The organism is Micromonospora sp. SD12 (assembly GCF_052068495.1).
Classification (GTDB): Bacteria; Actinomycetota; Actinomycetes; order Mycobacteriales; family Micromonosporaceae; genus Micromonospora; species Micromonospora echinofusca.
The window spans coordinates 155,439-174,865 of record NZ_JBQHDF010000007.1 but is presented as its reverse complement, the minus strand read 5'-3'; the positions used below and the strand labels follow the sequence as shown (position 1 = coordinate 174,865).

Annotated in this window: 24 protein-coding genes; 16 read left to right on the top strand and 8 right to left on the bottom strand. The window is 74.1% G+C overall.

Going from position 1 to position 19,427, the window contains the following annotated elements:
- Positions 1–56: 56 nt before the first annotated feature.
- Together ACTMS2_RS16500 and ACTMS2_RS16495 are read right to left on the bottom strand one after the other, a co-directional pair.
- The gene (locus ACTMS2_RS16500) at positions 57–989 is read right to left on the bottom strand and encodes a polysaccharide deacetylase family protein (protein ID WP_441176141.1); all 933 of its coding nucleotides are present in this window, start codon (positions 987–989) and stop codon (positions 57–59) included.
- A gap of 100 nt (positions 990–1,089) precedes the next feature.
- Positions 1,090–1,809: a winged helix-turn-helix transcriptional regulator gene (locus ACTMS2_RS16495; protein ID WP_197697787.1), complete on the bottom strand. Its 720-nt coding sequence runs from the start codon at positions 1,807–1,809 to the stop codon at positions 1,090–1,092.
- Between the two features lie 245 nt (positions 1,810–2,054).
- On the opposite strand from ACTMS2_RS16495, the gene ACTMS2_RS16490 reads away from it, so the two are divergent.
- From ACTMS2_RS16490 to ACTMS2_RS16465, 6 genes are all read left to right on the top strand, one after another.
- Complete coding sequence (locus ACTMS2_RS16490; protein WP_441176140.1) at positions 2,055–3,116, top strand: hypothetical protein; 1,062 nt, start codon at positions 2,055–2,057, stop codon at positions 3,114–3,116.
- A gap of 82 nt (positions 3,117–3,198) precedes the next feature.
- On the top strand, positions 3,199–3,987 hold the full coding sequence (locus ACTMS2_RS16485; RefSeq protein ID WP_101412930.1) for an LmeA family phospholipid-binding protein: 789 nt from the start codon (positions 3,199–3,201) through the stop codon (positions 3,985–3,987).
- 150 nt (positions 3,988–4,137) lie between these two features.
- Positions 4,138–4,215 (top strand): Ms5788A family Cys-rich leader peptide, encoded by a 78-nt coding sequence (locus ACTMS2_RS16480; protein WP_311202345.1) that lies wholly within the window; start codon positions 4,138–4,140, stop codon positions 4,213–4,215.
- Positions 4,216–4,417: 202 nt separating this feature from the next.
- Positions 4,418–5,266, top strand: coding sequence for a sulfurtransferase (locus tag ACTMS2_RS16475; RefSeq protein WP_088998178.1), 849 nt, complete (start codon positions 4,418–4,420; stop codon positions 5,264–5,266).
- Between the two features lie 3 nt (positions 5,267–5,269).
- Entirely contained in the window at positions 5,270–5,593 is a 324-nt protein-coding gene (locus ACTMS2_RS16470) for a DUF1416 domain-containing protein (RefSeq protein WP_088998179.1), read from the top strand.
- Between the two features lie 98 nt (positions 5,594–5,691).
- Complete coding sequence (locus ACTMS2_RS16465) at positions 5,692–6,549, top strand: hypothetical protein (RefSeq protein WP_441176139.1); 858 nt, start codon at positions 5,692–5,694, stop codon at positions 6,547–6,549.
- A gap of 9 nt (positions 6,550–6,558) precedes the next feature.
- Here ACTMS2_RS16465 and ACTMS2_RS16460 read toward each other — a convergent pair whose 3' ends face one another.
- From ACTMS2_RS16460 to ACTMS2_RS16450, 3 genes are read right to left on the bottom strand one after another with little or no spacing between them, the layout of a single operon-like run.
- Positions 6,559–8,613 (bottom strand): amylo-alpha-1,6-glucosidase, encoded by a 2,055-nt coding sequence (locus ACTMS2_RS16460; RefSeq protein WP_441176138.1) that lies wholly within the window; start codon positions 8,611–8,613, stop codon positions 6,559–6,561.
- Positions 8,610–8,990: a hypothetical protein gene (locus ACTMS2_RS16455; protein ID WP_441176137.1), complete on the bottom strand. Its 381-nt coding sequence runs from the start codon at positions 8,988–8,990 to the stop codon at positions 8,610–8,612. The genes ACTMS2_RS16460 and ACTMS2_RS16455 overlap by 4 nt, the downstream gene beginning before the upstream one ends.
- Before the next feature lie 55 nt (positions 8,991–9,045).
- Positions 9,046–9,420 carry a DsrE family protein gene (locus ACTMS2_RS16450; RefSeq protein ID WP_088998183.1) on the bottom strand — a complete coding sequence of 125 codons (375 nt, stop codon included), beginning with the start codon at positions 9,418–9,420 and terminating at the stop codon, positions 9,046–9,048.
- A 12-nt stretch (positions 9,421–9,432) separates the two neighbouring features.
- Here ACTMS2_RS16450 and mtfM point away from each other — a divergent pair, with 12 nt between their 5' ends.
- Together mtfM and ACTMS2_RS16440 are read left to right on the top strand one after the other, a co-directional pair.
- The gene (mtfM, locus tag ACTMS2_RS16445) at positions 9,433–9,537 is read left to right on the top strand and encodes a small membrane protein MtfM (RefSeq protein ID WP_267897534.1); all 105 of its coding nucleotides are present in this window, start codon (positions 9,433–9,435) and stop codon (positions 9,535–9,537) included.
- Positions 9,534–10,127: an FABP family protein gene (locus ACTMS2_RS16440; protein ID WP_088998184.1), complete on the top strand. Its 594-nt coding sequence runs from the start codon at positions 9,534–9,536 to the stop codon at positions 10,125–10,127. Before mtfM ends, ACTMS2_RS16440 begins: the two co-directional genes overlap by 4 nt.
- An 11-nt stretch (positions 10,128–10,138) precedes the next feature.
- Here the strand turns inward: ACTMS2_RS16440 and ACTMS2_RS16435 are convergent, their stop codons facing one another.
- Positions 10,139–10,987 carry an aminotransferase class IV gene (locus ACTMS2_RS16435; protein WP_441176136.1) on the bottom strand — a complete coding sequence of 283 codons (849 nt, stop codon included), beginning with the start codon at positions 10,985–10,987 and terminating at the stop codon, positions 10,139–10,141.
- A 65-nt stretch (positions 10,988–11,052) separates the two neighbouring features.
- Here ACTMS2_RS16435 and ACTMS2_RS16430 point away from each other — a divergent pair, with 65 nt between their 5' ends.
- The 4 genes from ACTMS2_RS16430 (at position 11,053) to ACTMS2_RS16415 (ending at position 14,581) form a co-directional block, all read left to right on the top strand.
- Complete coding sequence (locus ACTMS2_RS16430) at positions 11,053–11,481, top strand: Fur family transcriptional regulator (RefSeq protein WP_101412925.1); 429 nt, start codon at positions 11,053–11,055, stop codon at positions 11,479–11,481.
- Positions 11,478–12,590, top strand: coding sequence for a CAF17-like 4Fe-4S cluster assembly/insertion protein YgfZ (ygfZ, locus tag ACTMS2_RS16425; protein ID WP_441176135.1), 1,113 nt, complete (start codon positions 11,478–11,480; stop codon positions 12,588–12,590). Before ACTMS2_RS16430 ends, ygfZ begins: the two co-directional genes overlap by 4 nt.
- A gap of 92 nt (positions 12,591–12,682) precedes the next feature.
- Positions 12,683–13,525, top strand: coding sequence for a 3-keto-5-aminohexanoate cleavage protein (locus tag ACTMS2_RS16420; protein ID WP_441176134.1), 843 nt, complete (start codon positions 12,683–12,685; stop codon positions 13,523–13,525).
- Between the two features lie 96 nt (positions 13,526–13,621).
- Positions 13,622–14,581 carry an asparaginase gene (locus ACTMS2_RS16415; protein ID WP_441176133.1) on the top strand — a complete coding sequence of 320 codons (960 nt, stop codon included), beginning with the start codon at positions 13,622–13,624 and terminating at the stop codon, positions 14,579–14,581.
- Between the two features lie 15 nt (positions 14,582–14,596).
- On the opposite strand, the gene ACTMS2_RS16410 is transcribed toward ACTMS2_RS16415, so the two are convergent.
- On the bottom strand, positions 14,597–15,556 hold the full coding sequence (locus tag ACTMS2_RS16410; RefSeq protein ID WP_441176132.1) for a sulfotransferase family protein: 960 nt from the start codon (positions 15,554–15,556) through the stop codon (positions 14,597–14,599).
- 257 nt (positions 15,557–15,813) lie between these two features.
- Entirely contained in the window at positions 15,814–16,611 is a 798-nt protein-coding gene (locus tag ACTMS2_RS16405; RefSeq protein WP_441176131.1) for an alpha/beta fold hydrolase, read from the bottom strand.
- A gap of 111 nt (positions 16,612–16,722) precedes the next feature.
- Between ACTMS2_RS16405 and ACTMS2_RS16400 the strand changes: the two genes are divergently transcribed.
- From ACTMS2_RS16400 to ACTMS2_RS16385, 4 genes are all read left to right on the top strand, one after another.
- Positions 16,723–17,346, top strand: coding sequence for a helix-turn-helix domain-containing protein (locus tag ACTMS2_RS16400; protein ID WP_441176130.1), 624 nt, complete (start codon positions 16,723–16,725; stop codon positions 17,344–17,346).
- On the top strand, positions 17,343–18,149 hold the full coding sequence (locus ACTMS2_RS16395) for a hypothetical protein (RefSeq protein ID WP_441176129.1): 807 nt from the start codon (positions 17,343–17,345) through the stop codon (positions 18,147–18,149). Before ACTMS2_RS16400 ends, ACTMS2_RS16395 begins: the two co-directional genes overlap by 4 nt.
- Positions 18,150–18,220: 71 nt before the next feature.
- Positions 18,221–18,535 carry a DUF2516 family protein gene (locus ACTMS2_RS16390; RefSeq protein ID WP_088998194.1) on the top strand — a complete coding sequence of 105 codons (315 nt, stop codon included), beginning with the start codon at positions 18,221–18,223 and terminating at the stop codon, positions 18,533–18,535.
- Positions 18,532–19,419, top strand: a complete 888-nt coding sequence (locus ACTMS2_RS16385) for an alpha/beta fold hydrolase (protein WP_441176127.1) — start codon at positions 18,532–18,534, stop codon at positions 19,417–19,419. Before ACTMS2_RS16390 ends, ACTMS2_RS16385 begins: the two co-directional genes overlap by 4 nt.
- Positions 19,420–19,427: the final 8 nt, after the last annotated feature.

The following is a 19,427-nucleotide window of genomic DNA, read 5'->3' as shown; positions in this document are numbered from 1 at the left end:
GTGCTTCCGGCGAGCGTCCCCGGCCCCGCCGCCGTACGAACGTCCGCCTGGCCGGCTCACGTCACCCCGTCGGGCAGCGCCTCCACCTCGAACCTGCTGGTCAGCTCCGGCAGGATGCGGTGCAACGCGTCCACGGTGCCCTGTCGGTCGCCGCCGGCGTCGTGCAGCAGCACGACCGATCCGGGTACGACGCCCGCGACGACCGTCGCCGCGATCCGTCCGGCGCCCGGCGCCGCCCAGTCCGAGGGGTCCACCGTCCAGTGCAGCGGCGTCATGCCGAGCTCCTGGGCCACCGACACCACCTGCCCCGTCCAGGCGCCGCCCGGCTGCCGGTAGTACGCGATCGGCGCGTCGGGCACGGCGGCCCGGATCGCGTCGCTGGTGCGCAGCAGGTCCGTCCGGATGGCGGCGGGCGATCGTCGGCCTAGGGTGACGTCGTGGTTCCAGCTGTGGTTGCACAGGGTGTGGCCATCGGCCGCGATGGCCCGGATCAGGTCCGGGTGGCGCTGCGCGTTCTCGCCGACCACGCAGAAGGTGGCCCGCACCTGGTGCTCGCGGAGCAGGGCGAGCACCTGCGGGGTGTACTGCGGGTCCGGCCCGTCGTCGAAGGTCAGCGCGACCAGCGCGGTGCCGCTGGTGGTCTGCGTGCCGAACGGTCCGTCCGTCGGGCCCGACGGCGGCGGCGCGTCGGGGCCGGTGCCGCCGTCCTGGCCGGCCTCCGCCGGGCTGGGGTCCGGCGTGCCCTGCGGCGTGCGGCGGGGGGCGTCGTCCGCCGGGGGCTGGTCGGCGTAGTGCGGGCCGGTGGCGCTGGTGGTCACGCTGGACCGGGTCGGCGGGTCGGGGACCAGGCTGCGCCCGAGGGCGTACGCGGAGCCGAGCAGCGCGGCGACCACCACCGCGACGAGACCGATGGTGCGCGCCGCCGGGGCGTCCCGGAAGAGTTGGCCCGTCCGTGCCGATCCGCCGCCGCCCCCGTGGTCGATGCGCACCCCGTCGCCCCCTTGTAAGTCGCAAACCCGGCAGTCAGAATAGAACCGACGAGCTGCACAAAAGGGGCATATGCGGAACAGCCCCCGAAGGAGCGGGAAGTCAGACCGGCAGGGGCGCGTGCTCGCTCTCCGGCAGCGACCGCGAGGGCGGTACGACGAACTTGTAACCCACCTGCCGCACCGTGCCGATCATCGACTCGTACTCGGAGCCGAGCTTGGCCCGCAGCCGCCGGACGTGCACGTCGACCGTGCGGGTGCCGCCGAAGTAGTCGTAGCCCCACACCTCGCGCAGGAGCTGGTCGCGGGTGAACACCCGGCCCGGGTGCTGGGCCAGGAACTTCAGCAGCTCGAACTCCTTGTAGGTGAGGTCGAGCGGGCGGCCCTTGAGCTTCGCGGCGTAGGTGTCCGGGTCGATCGTCAGCTCGCCGGCGCGGATCGAGCCGCCCGCCCCGGAGGTGGCGTTGCTCAGCCGCCCGACGGCGAGCCGCAGCCGGGCCTCCACCTCGGCCGGGCCGGCGGCGGCGAGGATGACGTCGTCGACGCCCCAGTCGGCGTTGAGCGCGATCAGGCCGGCCTCGGTGACCACCGCGACCAGCGGCACCCCGAGGCCGGTGGCGTGCAGCATCCGGCAGGTGGCCCGGGCCTCGCTCAGCTCGGAGCGGGCGTCGACCAGCACCGCGTCCGGACTGGGGCCGGCGACGAGGGTGCGGACGTCGCGGGGCGCGGTACGGACCGAGTGCGGCAGCAGGTCGAGCGCCGGCAACACTGCGGACGGTTCGCCTGCGCGTGCGGTCACCAGCAGCAGGATCTCCACGATCACCTCCGTCCCGGCGGCCGTCGGCCGCGCGCGACCAGCGCACTCCGTGGCGGGGTGTGACGCTGATGAACTTGCGTGGGTCCCGGCGTCGCTGACGGGCGGGTAGCGGCTTGAGCGTAACCGATCGCCTCGGCCGGACCTCCGCGTCATTTCCCGTTTGCCCGGCTTGCCCGTGATCGTGCCGCAGGTTTTAACGTTGCCGAAACCGTGGTCCCCGCGCGGGCCGGCCGGTCTGGCACGATCGGGGCGTGTTTCCCTCCAGCTCGCCCGAGACCGGCCGCGACCAGTGGCCCGACGGGCCCCGCCCCGGGCCGTCCGGCCCCTCCCGCGGCCAGCCGCCGGCGCCGCGCACCGGGCCGGCCCCCGACGACGACGGTGAGCGCCGGGAGCGCGGCGGACCGCGCCGCGCCCGGCGGCCCGGCGAGCCGGCCCGCCGGCCCGACGACGAGCCGGACGACGAACCGGACGAGGAGCCGATCGAGCCGGTCGAGGTGCGCCGCCCGCTCGCCCTGACCGTCGCCGGCTTCGCCGTCCTGCTCGGGGTGGGCCTGGTGCTCGGGGCACAGACCTCCGGCCCGGGGCACCGGCTGCCCTTCGCGTTCGTCATCTTCGGCGTGCAGTTGCTCTTCGTGCTCGCCTGGACGATGGCCATGCGGCCGCCCGCGCTGCTGCTGGTGGCCGCCGTCAGCGTCGGCGCCGCGGTCGCGGCCGACACCGCGGCCGTACAGACCGACGTCGCCGGCCTGGCGCCGCTGGGCTACGTCGCGGCGGGCGGCTTCGCCCTCGGGGTGCTCGGCCAGCTCGTGCGGCGGGTCGACCGGGTGCGGGTGACCGACTCGCTCGGCAGCACCCTGCTGATCGTGGTCGGCGTCGTCGCCTTCGCCACCCTGATCGTGCTCAGCCGGATCCCGGCGGGCACCCAGGCCATCACGGTGTGCCTCACCGCCAGCGCGGTCGCGCTGACCGTCGCCCGGCTGACCGACGCGGTGGCGCCGTGGCCACGGCTGGCCCCCCAGGTGCCCCGGGGCGCGGCCGGCGTGGTCGCCGGCGCCATGGTCGGCACGCTGGTCAGCGCCCTCCTCGGCAGCTACCTCGTGACGCCCTTCACCCCCACCCGGGCCGCCATCATCGGGCTGGTGGCGGCGGTCGCCGCCGTACTGGCAGACCTGGCCGTCGGCTACGCCGAGGCGGGCCGGCTGATGGCCGGGGAGCCGCCGACCATGTGGGTGGCCCGGCACATGCAGGGGCCGCTCGGCGGCTTCGCCCTGGCCGCGCCGGCCGCGTACGCCATGTGCAAGCTCGTTCTCTGACGCGGCGATTGAGGATTTCGCGGTTCGGGTACCACCGGTGGGCCGCTTCGCGGCACCCTCGACACTGACGACAGGAGGCGGCGTGGCGCACGACGACCCGTACGAGGAGCGGCCCCGGCGACGCGGGCGCAAGGTGCTCATCACCCTCGTCGTGCTGCTGCTGGTCCTGGGCGGCCTGATCGTGGTGGCCGACCGGGTCGCCGTCGGGGTGGCCGAGCGGGCCATCGCCGACCAGGTCCGCCAGGAGATCGCCAAGCAGGGCGCGCAGTCCTCGCCGCCGGAGGTGGAGGTCGGCGGCGTCCCGTTCCTCACCCAGGTGCTCGACGGCCGCTACGAGCGCATCTCCATCGCGCTGCGCGACGTGCAGGGCTCGGTGCGGGGGGACGCGGTCGCGCTGCCGAAGCTCGACGTGGACGCCCGCAACGTACGCGCCTCGCTCGATACCATCCGTTCCGGCCAGGGCGACGTGGTCGCCGAGACGGTCGACGGGACGGGCACCATCAGCTACGACAGCCTCGCCAAGCTGCTCGACCGGCCGGGGCTGACCCTCGGCGAGCAGAACGGCCGGCTGGCCGTCACCGCCCCGGTCGACATCCTCGGCCAGCGCCTCACCGTGACCGGCACGGCCGACATCACCGTCGGCAAGGAGGGGCAGGTGGCGCTGCGCTTCAACGACCTGAACGCCGACGGCCTGCCGAACCTGCCGCTGGCCCGGACGCTGCTGAACAACTACGCCCGCGGCATCTCCATCGACGTGCCCCTGCCCGAGCTGCCGTTCCAGCTCGCCGTCCGGGAGGTCCGGCCGCTGCCCGAGGGGCTGGCCGTCACCGCGGACGCCAGGAACGTACCGATCAACTCCGCCACCGGCTGATCACCGGCCGCGCCCGACGGTGGTCCCGGGCGGCGCCCCTGCCCGGGGCCCGGCGCGGCCGGGCGCGCGGGGCGGGTGCCCGCCCGGGTACGTCCCGGATGCTGGTCGGCCCCCTGGTGTCCACGCGCCCGGCTGGTAGGCTCCCTGCTCATGGGGACGCTCCTCACCAAACGGCGCGCGGTCGACCTGTGCCGCGTGGCCACCTGCCTGTGTCGCCCCGTCATCTGACGGCGGGGCTGTCCTCGGCCGCCTAGCGGCCACCGGCACGCAGGAGCCTTTCTTCTCCCGTGCTCTCTCTCAACGCCCGGCAGCGGCGCCGTCGCACGAACCCGTGATCCGTCCATACGGTGGATCCTGCGCGTGGTGCGATCGTCACGACTTTCGATGCCCCCGTGCTGGTCACCATTCATCCTCACCAGGGAGTGATCTGATGAGTCGCGACACCGCACTCGTCTCGGCCGAATGGGCCGAGAAGAACCTCGACGCCCCGGGCGTCGTCTTCGTCGAGGTCGACGAGGACACCTCGGCCTACGACACCGGCCACATCGCCGGCGCGATCAAGCTGGACTGGAAGACCGACCTCCAGGACCAGGTGCGCCGGGACTTCGTCAACAAGAGCCAGTTCGAGGCGCTGCTCTCCGAGCGGGGCATCAGCAACGACGACACCGTCATCCTCTACGGCGGCAACAACAACTGGTTCGCCGCGTACGCGTACTGGTACTTCAAGCTCTACGGCCACCGCGACGTGAAGCTGCTCGACGGCGGTCGCAAGAAGTGGGAGCTGGACGCCCGCCCGCTGGTCCGCGACGCGGTGAGCCGCCCCGCGACGCAGTACGTGGCGCAGGAGCCGGACACCTCGATCCGGGCCTTCCGCGACGAGGTCGTGGCCGCCATCGGCACCAAGAACCTGGTCGACGTGCGCAGCCCCGACGAGTTCGCCGGCCGGCTGCTCGCCCCCGCCCACCTGCCGCAGGAGCAGGCCCAGCGGGCCGGTCACATCCCCACGGCGATCAGCGTGCCGTGGTCCAAGGCGGCCAACGAGGACGGCACCTTCAAGTCGGACGACGAGCTGCGCAAGATCTACGCCGACGCGGGGCTGGACGACAGCCGCGAGACCATCGCGTACTGCCGGATCGGCGAGCGCTCCTCGCACTCGTGGTTCGTGCTCCAGGAGCTGCTCGGCCACCGCAACGTGAAGAACTACGACGGATCCTGGACCGAGTACGGCTCGCTGGTCGGCGTGCCGGTCGCGCTCGGCGACGAGCCCGGGGAGGCCTGAGCCATGACCGCACCCACCGCTGCCGGCTGCGCCGCTCCCGACCAGGCCGCCCCGCTGCCCGCGAGCCTGGACCTGGAGAAGGAGACCGTGATCACCGGCGTCGTCCGGTCCGACGCGGGCGAGGCCGTTCCGGGCGCGTACGTCCGGCTGCTCGACTCGACCGGCGAGTTCACCGCCGAGGTGGTGACCTCGCCGGCCGGCCAGTTCCGGTTCTTCGCCGCGCCGGGCTCCTGGACCCTGCGGGCGCTCTCCCGGCACGGCAACGGCGACACCGCCGTGACCGCCGCGCGCGGCATCAACGAGGTCACCGTCACGGTCGCCTCCTGACCCCCACGCCCCGCCTCGGTTCGTGGCCCGTCCCCTCAGCAGGTGGCGGGCCACGACCGTTTCCGGCCGCGACCGGGCGGCGTGACACGATGGCCCCCGTGAACGGCGTCGAAGCGGCGGGGCAGGCCCCGCCTACCGGTCCCGGGCGGCCGGCGTCCCCCCGACGGTGGCTGCCCTGGTTGGCCGCGGGCACGGTGGCCTGGGCGGTGCTGCTGGCGGCGCTGACCTGGACGTCGGTGCGCAACGATCCGCCGACGGTCCGGGAGCAGCGCGCCCTGACCGAGGCCGGTCCCGTCGTCGACCGCGCGGTCGGCGTACTCGTCGCGGCGGCCGGCGACACCGCCGTGCTGACCCCGCCCGAGGTCGACCGGGGCTGCCGCGTCACCCCGTTCGCCGACGGCGCGGAGCTGTCGCGCGGGGTGGACGTCTTCGTCGCGGCCGGCGGCGAGGCGACGCTGCTGGAACGGGTCGCCGACCGGCTGCCGACGGACTGGCGGGCCGGGGTCCGGGTCACCTCGGACGGCCCCCGGTTACGCGCCGACGCGGGCGAGTTCGTCACCGTCTCCGGCGGGGTCGCTGATGACGGCCGGGTCCGGCTGATGGTCGACACCGGCTGCCGGCCGGTGGGCGACGGCTACGACGTACCCGCGGCCGATGCCGCCGGTGCGGAGGCGGACGCCCTCGGGGAGGCGCTCCGGGCCCTCGGGGCTCCGGCCGGTCAAGCCCCCGAACGGGTGGTCACCGCGCCCTGCCCCGGCGGTGGCGCCGCCCGCTCCGTGCGCTCCGCCGGCGTTCCGGCCCCCGCGTCCCCGGCCGCCGCCCTGGCCCCCGTCACCCGCCTCCCGGTGCTGGACGACCCGCAGGCGTACGCCTACCGCCGTGGCCCGGTCACCGTCGTCGCCGACCTCTCGGGCGACCTGGTCGTCGTCTCGGTCACCACCGGCTGCCCCGCCTGACCCGGGCGGTCAGCCGCGCTGGTGGTCGTGCGGCGTGCGGCTGCGGCCCAGGGCGTCGACGTGGCCCCAGCGGCCCGGGATGTCGAGCAGCTCGACGCGCCCCATGCCCTCGGGCACGGCGGGATCGATGATCAGGTGCTCGCCCTGCGGCTCCAGCCCCAGCATCACACGGAGCAGCAGCAGCGGCGTGCCCGCCGACCAGGCCTGCGGGCTGCACGCCGTGGGGTACTCCACCGGGTAGTCGGTGAGGCTGCGATCGTAGCCGGCGAAGGCCTCCGGCAGCCGTCCGCCGAAGAACCGGGACGCGGCCAGCATCGCGTCGCAGATCTGCCCGGCCTCCCGGCGGAACCCGTACCGCCACAGCCCCCAGGCGATGATCGAGTTGTCGAACGGCCACACCGTCCCGACGTGGTAGCCGACGGGGTTGTACCGCCCCTGGTCGTCGGCGAGCGTACGGACGCCCCAGCCGGAGTAGAGCCGGGGACCCAACAGGTGCTCGGCGATCCGGCCGGCCCGCGACTCGTCCACGATGCCGCTCCACAGCAGGTGCCCGATGTTCGAGGTCAGGGCGTCCACCTGCCGGCCGTCGGCGTCCAGGGCGAGCGCGTAGTACTCCCGCTCCGGGATCCAGAAGTCCCGGTTGAACCGCATCTTCAGCTCGGCCGCCTCCCGCTCCAGCCGGTCGGCGTACGCGGGGTCGCCCCAGATCGTCCGGGCCATCCGGGCGCCGCGGATCTTCGCGTCGTACGCGTAGCCCTGAAGCTCGCAGGTGGCGCGCGGGAAGCCGGGAAGCCGGCCATCACGGTACGAGATGGCGTCCCAGGAGTCCTTCCAGCACTGGTTCTGCAAGCCGGTGTCCAGGTTGCGGGTCTGGTACCAGAGGTAGCCGGTGCCGAGCAGGTCCCCGTACGTGTCGATCCAGGCGAGGGCGGCCCGGGCCTGGGCCTCCAGGCCCCGCACCAGCCTGTCGTCGCCGGTCCACCGCTCGTACTCGTCGAGCAGGATGACGAACAGCGGCGTCGAGTCGGCCGAGCCGTAGTACGGCGAGTGGGGCTGCTCCTCGAAGCCCGCCGTCTCGCCGTAGCGCAGCTCGTGCAGGATCTTGCCCGGCTCCTCGTCGCGGAAGTCGTCGATCCGGTGCCCCTGGAGGCCGGCCAGCATCATGATGGTCGGCGGGATCAGCTCCGGCAGGAAGGGCACCAGCTGGAGCGAGGTGATGATGCTGTCCCGGCCGAACAGGGTCATGAACCACGGCAGGCCGGCGGCCACCAGACGTACGCCGAGGGTGATCGACTCGTAGCGCAGCGCCGCCAGGTCGTTCAGGCTCTGCCGGTACGCCCCGGCCAGCGGCTGGCAGTCGCAGCCGAGCTTCGGCGCCCGGGCGACCAGGTCGTCCTGCTCGGCGCGGATGGCGTGCGGGTCGCGGCTGCCCCTGTACTGCGGCAGGTTGGCCCGGATGTCCTCGCCGCGCGCGCCGTAGACGACGGTCGACACGTGCAGCCGGGTCGTCCACTCGCCGCGCGGCCCGACCCGGATCCGGTAGGTCATGCCGGAGACCTCGACGTGCGCGGGCGAGGTGCTGGTGATGACCGTCTCGCGGTGGAACCCCTCGCGGCGGTAGGCCAGCCGCAGCTCGTTGTCGCCGACGGTGGCGGTGGTGTGGCCCTGCTTGCTCCGGACGTGCTTGATCTCGAACAGGTCCGCGAAGTCGGCGGCCATGTCGAGGCGGACGACGAACTCCGCCTCCTCCCCGGAGTGGTTGAGCAGGGTCAGCTCCTCCTCGAAGCTGCCGCCGATGGCCCGGCTCCGGATCACCGAGACCTTCGCGTCCAGGTAGTGCGTCGGCTCGCCGGGAACGAGGAAGAACCGGGTGCGGAAGGACTCCGCGGTGTCCACCGAGAGGGCGTGCAGCCGCTCGCCGTCGAGGGTCAGCAGCCAGGTGGAGAGGTGCCGGGTGTCGAACGAGAAGAGCCCGGTCGGGAAGTCGAGGGACGGCTCGACGTCGCCGCGCTTGTCGCTGACCAGGAAGGTGTTGCCGTCAAGGATGCTGACCAGGTCCTTCACCGCAGCCGCCCGAGCTGTGCGCGGGCGGCCTCGCGGGGGTCGCGGGTGCCGGGCGGGTCGGGGAAGAACCGCCGGAACAGCAGGAAGAGCACGACGTCGCCGCTGAAGCTGCTCTCGTTGCGCAGCACCGACGAGATCGCCTGGGCCCGGCCGGTGACGAGCCTGTCGAACAGTTCCTCGCTGGTGTACCAGATCGCGTCGGCGGGCCCCCGGTTGCGGCTCACCTCGATCGCGCCCGGGCGCAGGTGGGCCAGCCAGTGCACCGTCCGGGTGCCGTGCGCGAGGTCGATCTGCATGGTCCCGCTGACCGGACTGACCAGCACATCCGGGGCGCGCGCCGGCAGTGATTCGAAGAACCGCTCCGTCGCCTCGGTCACACCCGAATCGTAGGCATTTGCCCGACGTGCCGGGTCGGTATCGGCGGGTGGCCCGTCAGTAGACCAGGGCCTGGGCGCCCTCGGCCATCGCCTCCTCGACGAAGACCGCGGCGCCGGCGATGCGGACGCCGGGCAGCACGTCGTCCGGCCCGATGTCCCGCCGGGCGGCGCACTGGGTGCAGGCCGTCACCGTGCCCGTGGTGAGGATCACGTGCAGCAGCTCGGCCAGCGGGGCCGAGTGCGGCAGCTCGAACTCCTGCGCCCGCCCGGGCAGCGCGAACCAGGTCGACTCCCCGGTCAGCCAGAGCGACACGTGCACCCCGGCGGCGGCCGCGGTGGCGGCGACGGTGAAGGCCTGGGCGCACCGTTCCGGGGCGTCCGCGCCGGCGGTGGCCTTGATCACGAGAGAGCGGGCCATGGGGCCCAGCATAGGATGGTCCCGATGGTCACCGAGATCGGGTTCGTCAGCCTGCTGGTCGCCGGCCTGGGCGCGCTCGCCGGCGGCCTGGTCTACCTGGCCGTACGCATATCGAGAGGACGCTGGTGAGCGACGAGAACCCCCTGCAGCCGCCGCCGTGGCTGAACGCGCCGCCGGTCGACCCGTACCCCTACGAGGAGAGCCACGACCTGCGCGTCGGCCCGAAGCTGCACCCCACGCTGGACGGTCTGCTGCCGTACGTCGGGGTGTGGCGCGGCCGGGGGCGCGGCGGCTTCCCCACCATCGAGGACTTCGACTTCGCGCAGGAGATCCGGATCAGCCACGACGGCCGGCCGTTCCTGTTCTACGAGTCCCGCGCCTGGCTGCTCGACGAGCAGAGCCGCCCGGTCCGCCCGGCGGGCCGCGAGGTCGGCTGGTGGCGGCCGGTGATGGACGGCGACCGCGCCACCGACGAGCTGGAAGCGCTGATGACCGTGCCCACCGGGGTGATGGAGCTGCACATCGGCAAGCGCAAGGGCACGCAGATCGAGTTCGTCACCGACGCGGTGGTCCGCACGTCGACCGCCAAGGAGGTCACCGCCGGTCACCGCCTCTTCGGCATCGTCGAGGGCGCCCTGCTCTACGCGCAGGAGATGGCCGCCGTCGGCCACCCGCTCTCCCCGCACCTCTCCGCGCGCCTCACCCGGGTCGCCGGCTGACCCTCCCCCGGTCACGGGCGGGGAAAGCCCAGAAACGCCTGGAGGGCGGGCGTACGCGCGCAGCGGCGCAGCGGGACGCCGTCCAGGGTGCGGATCTCCACCAGGCCGCGCACGGACGAGCTGAGCCAGACGCCGTCGGCGGTACCCAGCTCGGCGGGGGTGACCAGGCGCTCCTCGGCGCGCAGGCCCAGCTCGTGGGCGTGCCCGAGGAGCCAGGCGGCGGTCACGCCCGGCAGGATGCCGGTCTCGGCGGCGGGCACCGTGCGGAGGGTGTCACCGGTCAGCCAGATCAGGTTGGCCGTGGGCCCCTCCAGCGCGTACCCGTCGGAGGAGACCCACAGCGCGTCGTCCACGCCCGCGCGGGCGGCCCAGCGGCGGGCGGCGGTGCTCACCGCGTACGAGGTGGACTTGATCCCGGCCGGCAGCCAGTCGAGTTCGGCGCGGGCCCGCGCCGCGACGCCGAGCGGCAGGGTCGCCACGGTGATCCCGTCCCGGCGGGCCGCCCGGGCCGCCGCCGGCACCTCGGCCAGCGTGGCGTAGCCAGTCGGCGGGCCGCCGCCCTCCGGGCCCCGGGTGCAGACCAGCCGCAGCGCCCCCTCCACCTCGGCGGGCCAGCCGGCGCGTACGGCGTCCAGCAGCTCGACCAGCACCTCGGCGGCGGGCAGCGCCAGGTCGACGGCCGCCGCCGCCCGGGCGAGCCGGGCCAGGTGCGCGTCGCGCAGCCACGGGAGCCCGTCGCGCAGGTGCATCGTCTCGAAGAGCCCGTCGCCGTGCAGCACGCCCCGGTCGTCGCCGCGCAGCACCGGCTCCCCGGGCGGCACCAGCCCGCGCCCCGGCACCGCGATCCTCGACGCCACCATGACCGCCGAGCGTAGCGGCGGGTCGACCGGGCGGCGCGCGTGGCGGAGCGAACTATGATCGGACGGTGTCCGAATCCTCCCTCGCGGAAATGCTCCGGGCCCGTGGGCTCCGGCTGACGGCGCAACGGCAGTTGATCCTCCAGGCCGTGCTGGAGCTGGGGCACGCCACCCCGGAGCAGGTGCACACAGCCGTCCGGGAGGTCGCCGCAGGGGTCAACATCACCACCATCTACCGCACGCTGGAGCTGCTGGAACGGCTCGGCCTGGTCACCCACACCCACCTCTCGCACGGCTCGCCGACCTACCACGCGGCCGGCGAGGACCAGCACGTCCACCTCGTCTGCCGGGAGTGCGGGGCGATCGACGAGATCGATCCGGAGCTGCTGCGTCCGCTGGCCGACGAGTTGGCGAGCCAGCGCGGGTTCCGGGTCGACATCGGCCATGTCTCGTTCTTCGGCGTCTGCGTCCGCTGCGAGAACGGGGACCGGAAATGATCGACATCGCGGGTGCGGTGAGCGTCGAGAGCATCGACGAGGCCAGCCGGGACCAGCCCGAGCCGGCGCACGCGGCGGCCGGCGTGCGGGGGGTGGCGGCGCACTACGGCGACCCGATGCGCGAGCAGCGCACCCTCGACACGGCGGTCGGCCTGGTCGACCGGTCGCACCGGGGCGTCGTCGCGGTGCCGGGCGAGGAGCGGATCGGCTGGCTGCACACCCTCACCAGCCAGCACCTGGCGCAGCTCGGCGCCGGTCAGGGCACGGAGCTGCTGGTGCTCTCCCCGCACGGGCACGTCGAGCAGCACGCCATGGTCGCCGAGGACGGCGTCACCACCTGGCTCGACACCGAGCCGGGCGCCACCGCGGGCCTGCTGTCGTACCTGGAGCGGATGCGGTTCTTCAGCAAGGTCGAGCCGCGCGACGTGACCGCCGAGCACGCGCTGCTGTCGCTGGTCGGGCCCGAGGCGCCGGCCGCGGCGGAGACGCTCGGCGTGACCGGGCTGGTGGCACCCGACGTGGTCGCGGTGCCGGGTCCGAAGTTCCGCGCCGGCGAGCTGCCGCCGCGGCCCACCGCGCTGTACGACGTGCGCCCGCTGCCCGTGGGCGGCTGGGCGCGCCGGGGCCCGCTCGGCGTCGACCTGCTGGTGCCCCGGGCCGCGATGGAGCAGGTGGTCACCCAGTTGCGGGGCGACGGGGTGCCGGTCGCCGGGCTGTGGGCGTACGAGGCGGTGCGGGTGGCCGCCCGGCGGGCCCGGGTCGGGGTGGACACCGACCACCGGACGATCCCGGCCGAGGTGGATCTCGTCGCCCCGGCCGTGCACCTGGACAAGGGCTGCTACCGGGGCCAGGAGACCGTGGCCCGGGTGCACAACATGGGCCGGCCGCCGCGTCGGCTCGTACTGCTGCACCTGGACGGCGTGACCACCGACCAGCCGCCGGCCGCCGGCACGCCGGTGACCCTCGACGGCCGGGCGGTCGGCTTCGTCGGCACGGCCGTGCACCACCACGAGCTGGGCCAGGTCGCCCTGGCCGTGGTCAAGCGCAACGTGGCCGACGACGCCCGCCTGCTCATCGGCGAGACCGCCGCCGCGATCGATCCGGCCTGACCGCCCATCGGCGAAAGATTCTCTGCTCGGAGGGGCCGAGGCCGGAAAAGTTCCGGTCGACTGGCTCGTCGGCCTCGGTCTAGGATCCGGGCATGACGACAGGGACGTTGATCACGGTTGCCCCCACCGGCGCGGAGTCGGCCAAGGCCGAGGTGTCGGCGCTGCCGGTGACTCTCGACGAGCTGCTGCTCACCGCCAAGGAGTGCGAGGCGCTCGGCGCCGCCGTGATCCACGTCCACATCCGCGACGACGAGGCGAAGCCCACCCTCGACCAGGGGCGGCTGCGGGAGACGGTGGCGGCGCTGCGGGAGAGCACCGACCTGATCGTGCAGCTCTCCTCCGGCGGCGCGGTGACCGACCCGGAGGCCGACCGGCTCGCGGTGCTCGACGCCGGGCCGGACATGGCCTCCTGCACGATGGGCACGCTCAACTTCGGCGACGACGTCTTCCTCAACCGCTGGGAGTTCATCGTCGACCTGCACACCCGGATGCAGGAGCGGGGCATCGTGCCCGAGTACGAGATCTTCGACCTCGGCCACCTCACCGCCCTGCAACGGCTGCTCGGCAAGTACGGCCTGCCGGCCGGCGGGCACGTGCACGTCGACTTCGTGATGGGCGTGCCGGGCGGCATGCCGGGCACCACGGCCACGCTGGTCGCCGCCCACCAGGCGCTGCGCGACCTGCCCGAGGGCGCCACCTTCTCGGCCACCGGCATCGGCCGCAGCACCATCCCGGTCATGCTGGCCTCGCTCTCGGCCGGCGGGCACCTGCGGGTCGGCATGGAGGACACGGTGACCTACGCCAAGGGCCGCCCGGTGGAGTCCAACATGCAGCTCGTCGCCCGGGCGGTCGGCTTCGCCCAGCTCGCCCAGCGGCCGCCGCTGACCACCGCCGAGGCGCGCGGTCTGCTCGGCGTGCCCGCCGCCGGCCGGTAAGCGGCGGCCCGGGCCGCCGCTGCTGTACACCGGCTGCTCGACGGCCTGCTCACCCGCCTGCCGGGCGCGGTCCACGGTGCCGGTACCGTCCACCCTGTGGGAAAGACGTACGAGGGCGGCGCGCCGCTCGCCGAGGTGGTCCGGTCGGGGTTCGTGGAGGGCGTACACCGGGGCTCGGTGGTGGTGCTCGACGCCTCGGGGCAGACGGTGACCGGTGCCGGGGACGTGACCTCCCCGGTCTTCCCGCGCTCGTCGAACAAGCCGATGCAGGCGGTCGGGATGCTCCGCGCCGGGCTGACGCTGGCCGATCCCGCCGACGTCGCGCTGGTCTCGGCCAGCCACGCCGGGGAGGAGTTCCACCTGGCCCGGGTCGGCGCGCTGCTCGCCCGCGCCGGGCTGGACGAGTCGGCCCTGCACTGCCCGCCGGACCTGCCCGTGGGCGACGAGGCGCGGACGGCCGTGCTGCGGGCCGGCGGCGGCCCCACCCGTACGCAGATGAACTGCTCCGGCAAGCACAGCGGGATGCTGCTGACCTGCCTGGCCGCCGGCTGGCCGCTCGACGGCTACTGGCGCCCGGAGCACCCGTTGCAGCAGGCGCTGCGGGACGCGGTGGAGGAGTTCACCGGTGAGCGGGCCGCGGCGGTCGGGGTGGACGGCTGCGGCGCCCCGGTGCTCGCCGTCTCGCTGACCGGCCTGGCCGGCGCGTACCTCCGGCTCGTCTCGGCGGAGCCCGGCACCGTGTCGCGGACGGTGGCCGACGCGATGCGTGCGCACCCCGACCTGGTCGGCGGCACGCGGGCCGAGGACAGCCGGCTCATGCGCGGGGTGCCCGGGCTGCTCGCCAAGGTGGGCGCCGAGGGGGTCATCGCCACCGCGGTGCCCGGCGTCGGGGCGGTCGCCCTCAAGATCGACGACGGTGCGGGCCGCGCCCGGATGCCGGTGCTGGTCTCCGCCCTGCGCCGGCTCGGGCTGGACGCCCCGGTGCTGACCGAGTACGCCGAGCTGCCGCTCTTCGGCGGCGGGCTGCCGGTCGGCGCCGTCCGCTCCCTCTGGTAGCCCGAGCCGGAGCCGTCACTCGTATCCCATGGCCGGGATGACCTCGCGGAGCGCTTCTTCGATGAACTCGCGGGTCTCGTCGTCGAACTGGTCTTTGCGGTTCGTCAGCTTGTCCGACTGGAACGTCGAAGCGGTGGCGACGTCGTCGACGTCGAGCCGTTCGAACAGGGCGCGGCGCTGCCCGGGCCAGTCGGCTGCGAGATCTTCCGCTCTCACCTCGACGTATCGCCTGCCCGTCAGGTCGACCGTGTCCTTCCAGGTGAGCCATCGGTGGTAGACCGGCCTGAGGTAGGCGAGCGCGCCGTCGACGGTGGGCGGTGCCCACGGCTGGGCCAGGTGGGAGGCGAGCACTGAGACCGGGTGACGCTTGATGTGCACGATGGTCGCCTCGGGGACCAGTTCCCAGAGGAACTCCATGCACAGCAGGTTGAACGGTGTCTTCTCGCACCAGGTCGGCTTGCCCGCGTCGGCGGCTGCTCCCCCGAACAGGGTGTCGACCAGGCCCCGCAGGATTCCGAGCAGCTCGCCCCGGTCACTGAAGTGCCTGGGGAGCACCCGCCGGCGGCTCAGCGGCTCGAACGGCCCGGCGGGCCGGTCGGCGTCGCCGAAGCCATTCGCGGGCGCAGGCTCGTCGTAGGTGTACGCGATCAACTGCGGCCAGAGCTGTCGCACCGCGTCCCGGTAGCGTCGCTCGCCGACCAGTTCGGGCACGGTCCTGCCGCGATCGTCGCGTCGGCCGGGCACTCGTACGGTGAGGAAGTCGCTCAGCCGGTGCAGGGCGTCCTCGCCGACGGTGGGGTCGTATCGATCGGTGAGCGCGTCGGCCAGGTCCCGCAGGCCACCCGGGTCGATGAGGAACCTGGTCTCCATGGGAATCCGATGGATCAGCGGATGTTCGCCGATGATGTCGGCGATCCGTGACGTCCCCGAACGACCCGTACCCGTAACGAAGATCGGTGAGGGGGAAGAAGGCATGGCGGGCAGTCAAACTCTCAGCCCGGCGCCTGGGCAAACCATTTATCCCCTTCACCCGCTGCTGCGGAGGCGCGTCGCCCGGCGCTGGCTGGATTCTGTCGCGGCAAGGGCCGTTCCACCGCTCGCCACCACCCACATCCGCGCATCGGCGGAAGCGGACGCCGTGGCTGGCTTCACGCGCCCCTCCACTTCTGAAACGCGCCGTGGTTGGACCTCTGCCCCGGAACCCCGCACCGTCGTCGACGAGGGGGCGAGTGTCAGGGCAGGAAGTCGAGCAGGGCGGCGTTGACCGGGGCGGGTCGCTCCAGCGGCAACAGGTGACCGGCGTCCGGCACGTCGGGCAGGCGGACGGCGTGCGGCGCCTCGGCGGCGATCCGGTCGGCGAGGCGGCTGATGTCGGGCACGTCCGCCGCACCGGCGCCGACCAGGACGGGCATCCGCAGCTCGCCGAGGCGGCCGATCGCGGGCGGGTCGAGTTCGGCGACGTCGACCGCGCTGAGCGCCAGCTCGGCGGCGAGCGCCCGCTGGTCCATCTCGCGGGCGAAGGCCAGCAGCGCCGGGTCGACGTCGGCGGGCTCGCGGCCCGGGCCGACCACCCAGAACCGCACCTCGCCAGCGGCGCTCGCGGCGAAGTCCTCCGGGTCGACCTCGCCCACCAGGCTCTCCCAGAGGTCGTTCGCCTCCTCCGACCACTCGTGGCCCGAGGCGGCGGTGCCGAGGAGGGCGAGCGCGCTGACCCGCTCCGGGTGGGCCAGCGCGGTGTCGATCGCGACGGCGCCGCCGAACGAGCAGCCCACCAGGGCGGCCCGGGGGAGGTCGAGCGCGTCGAGCAGTCCGGCCACGTCGTCGTGGTGGGCGAACGGGGCCGGCGGCAGCTCGGAGTCCCCGTACCCGCGCAGGTCGAGGGCGATCACCCGGTGGCTCGCGGCCAGCGGGCCGACCTGCTCCCGCCACATCCGGCGGTCGGCGATGCCGGCGTGCAGCAGGACGACGGGCGTGCCGCTGCCGGTGTCGTCGTACGCGAGCAGGGCGCCGTTCACCTCGATCTTGGTCACTGCGGCAAGGTACGCATCGGGGAGACCGGGACGCAACCGCGAAGTGAGACGTCGCTAACTCTGGTTAGCACTTTGCTTGCAGGAGCTAGCGGTGCGCGTTAGCGTCGAGCCATGGCCACTGGTAAGGACCTTCCCGACGTCGGCGGGTTCATTCGCGATCTGCGCCGCAACGCGAAGATCTCGCTCCGGCAGCTCGCCGAGCAGGCGGGGGTCAGCAACCCGTACCTCAGTCAGATCGAGCGCGGCCTGCGCAAGCCGAGCGCGGAGGTGCTCCAGCAGCTCGCCAGCGCGCTGCGGGTCTCCACCCCGGCGATGTACCTGCGGGCCGGGCTGCTCGACGACAAGGAGGGCCAGGGCGTGCTCGCGGCCATCTCGGTCGACCCCGACCTGACGATGGCGCAGAAGCAGTCGCTGACCCAGATCTACGAGACGTTCCGCCGGGAGAACGCGCGGCTCGCCGAGGCGACCGCGGCGACCACCGGCCCAACGCCCGCCGCCGGGCCCGAGACCGCCCCCGGCGCGGGCACGCCGGATCCCGTCGAGGCGGCGCCCGACCTGGCCAACCTCGCGGCCACGGGCCCCACCACGGCGGAGGGCACCCCGACCGAGGCCGTTCTGGAGTCGGTCGCCGTCACCGAGGCCGGCCCCGCCCCCGCTCCGACCGACACCCCCGAGAAGAAGGCCGCCCGCAGCGCGGTCCGGAAGGCCGCCGACGCGGCCGAAGAGGAGAAGTGATGACCCAGCCGAAGACCAGCCGCATCCCGGCCCCGATCTACGCCGCCGCCGGCGCCGGCGAGCTGGCCCTCCAGCAGCTGCGCAAGCTCCCCGCCGTCGTGACCGACCTCGGCACCAAGGTCGTCGCCGACCTGGGTGGCAAGGCCGTCGTCACCGGCGTCGAGCTGCGGCAGAAGGCCAACGACACCCTGCGCACGGCGAACCTGACCGCCGAGGGCCTGCGCGAGAAGGCCGTCCCGACCGAGCTGGACCTGAAGCGCCTGCGTGAGGCCGCCGACCTGAACAAGCTGCGCGAGGTGGCCGACCTCGACAAGCTGCGCGAGGTCGCCGACCTGGACCGGCTGCGTGCGCTGGCCACCCGCAACGCCGCCGTGGTGGTCGCCGGTGCCCAGGCCGCACAGGAGCGGGCGCAGGCCGCGTACGTCGCGCTGATCGCCCGTGGTGAGCGGGTCGTCGGGGCCGGCGTGCTGGAGGCCGCCGAGACCGTGAACGCCGACATCGAGGCGACCGAGGCCGACACCGAGCCGGTCGAGACCGGCGCGAAGCCGGCCGCCGTCCGGCCCGCCGCCGAGACGCCGACCACGGCCGCGACCGCCGAGGTGGCGACCCCGGCCGTGACCGCCGAGACGTCGACCCCGGCCGCCGAGGTGCCGACCCCGGCCGACGTGGCCGAGGTGCTGGAGGCCAAGCCGGCCGCCGCGAAGAAGGCGACGACCCGGGCCACGAAGGCCACCAAGCCGGCCGTCACCCCGTCGGCGAAGCTGCCCCGGGCCACCAAGCGGACCCGCCCGGCCGCCGAGTAGTTCGCCCCGCCCGGTGAGCCCGGATGCGTCCTGTCGGACGTATCCGGGCTCACCGGCATAAGCTTGCCGGCATGGCCTACGCCGCGCCGCTCTTCGCCTTCGATGTTCGCTACGTGATCGAGCTGATCCTGCTCGTCTTCGCGTTGATCGTGCAGGGCATCGCCCTGGTGCACGCCATCACCCAGCGCTCCGACGCCTTCGCCGCCATCGGCACCCTGCCCAAGGGCGGCTGGATCGCGATCCTCGCCGTCTGCCTGGTGCTGACCCTGCTCGGCTTCGGCCCGATCAGCCTCTTCGGACTCGTCGGCATCGCCGCCGGCCTGATCTACCTGCTCGACGTCCGGGTGGGGCTGCGCGACCTCAGCGACGGCAAAGGGTTCTGGTGAGAGGTTTCCGCTGGCCGCCGCCGCCGGACGGCGGGCCCCGCACCTGGGGTCCCGGCCCGGGCGGCCCGCGCACCGGCAGGCCGGCCCTGCCGGAGCCGGAGACCGAGCTGATCGCCACGCCGCACGGCGTACGCCTGGAACAGCTCCTCACCGGCGCGGGTGACCCGGTCACGGTGTTCGCCCACGGCCTGGGCAACGGCATCGCCACCACCCGCCCGTTCGGCAGCGGGGTGACGGGCCGCAAGCTGTTCTTCCAGTTCCGGGGGCACGGCCGCTCCGACGCGCCGCCCGGTCCGTGGAGCTACCTGGACCTGGCCCGTGACCTGCGCTCCGTCGCCGACCTCGCGGGTGCCACCCGGGCGTTCGGCGCCAGCCTCGGCGCGGGCGCGCTCTGCCGGCTGCTCGCCGAGAGCCCCGAACGCTTCGAGCGGCTGGTCCTCTTCCTGCCCGCGGCGCTGGACCGGCCGCGCGGCGAGGTCGCCCGGGCCCGGCTGACCGCCCTGTTCGAGGCCGTGGAGAGCGGTGACGCCGCCGCCGTGGCCGACGTGGTCCAGGCCGAGCTGCCGCCCGCCGTACGCAACACCCCGGCCGGCTGGGCCTACCTGCGTCAGCGCCTCGACCAGCTCCTGCGCGACGGGCTCGCCCCGGGGCTGGCGAGCCTGCCCGAGCAGGCGCCCCTGCGCGACGCCGGTGCGTTGGCCGCGGTCACCGCGCCGGCCCTCGTCATCGGCTGCGCCGGCGACGACCTGCATCCGGTCGAGGTCGCCGAGCAGCTCGCCGCCGCGCTGCCCCGGGCCACCCTGCACGTGTACGACCGGCCCGGCGTCCTCTGGACGGAACGCGCCGACCTGCGAAGCCGGATATCCGCCTTCCTCAACGAGTAACGTGCCCT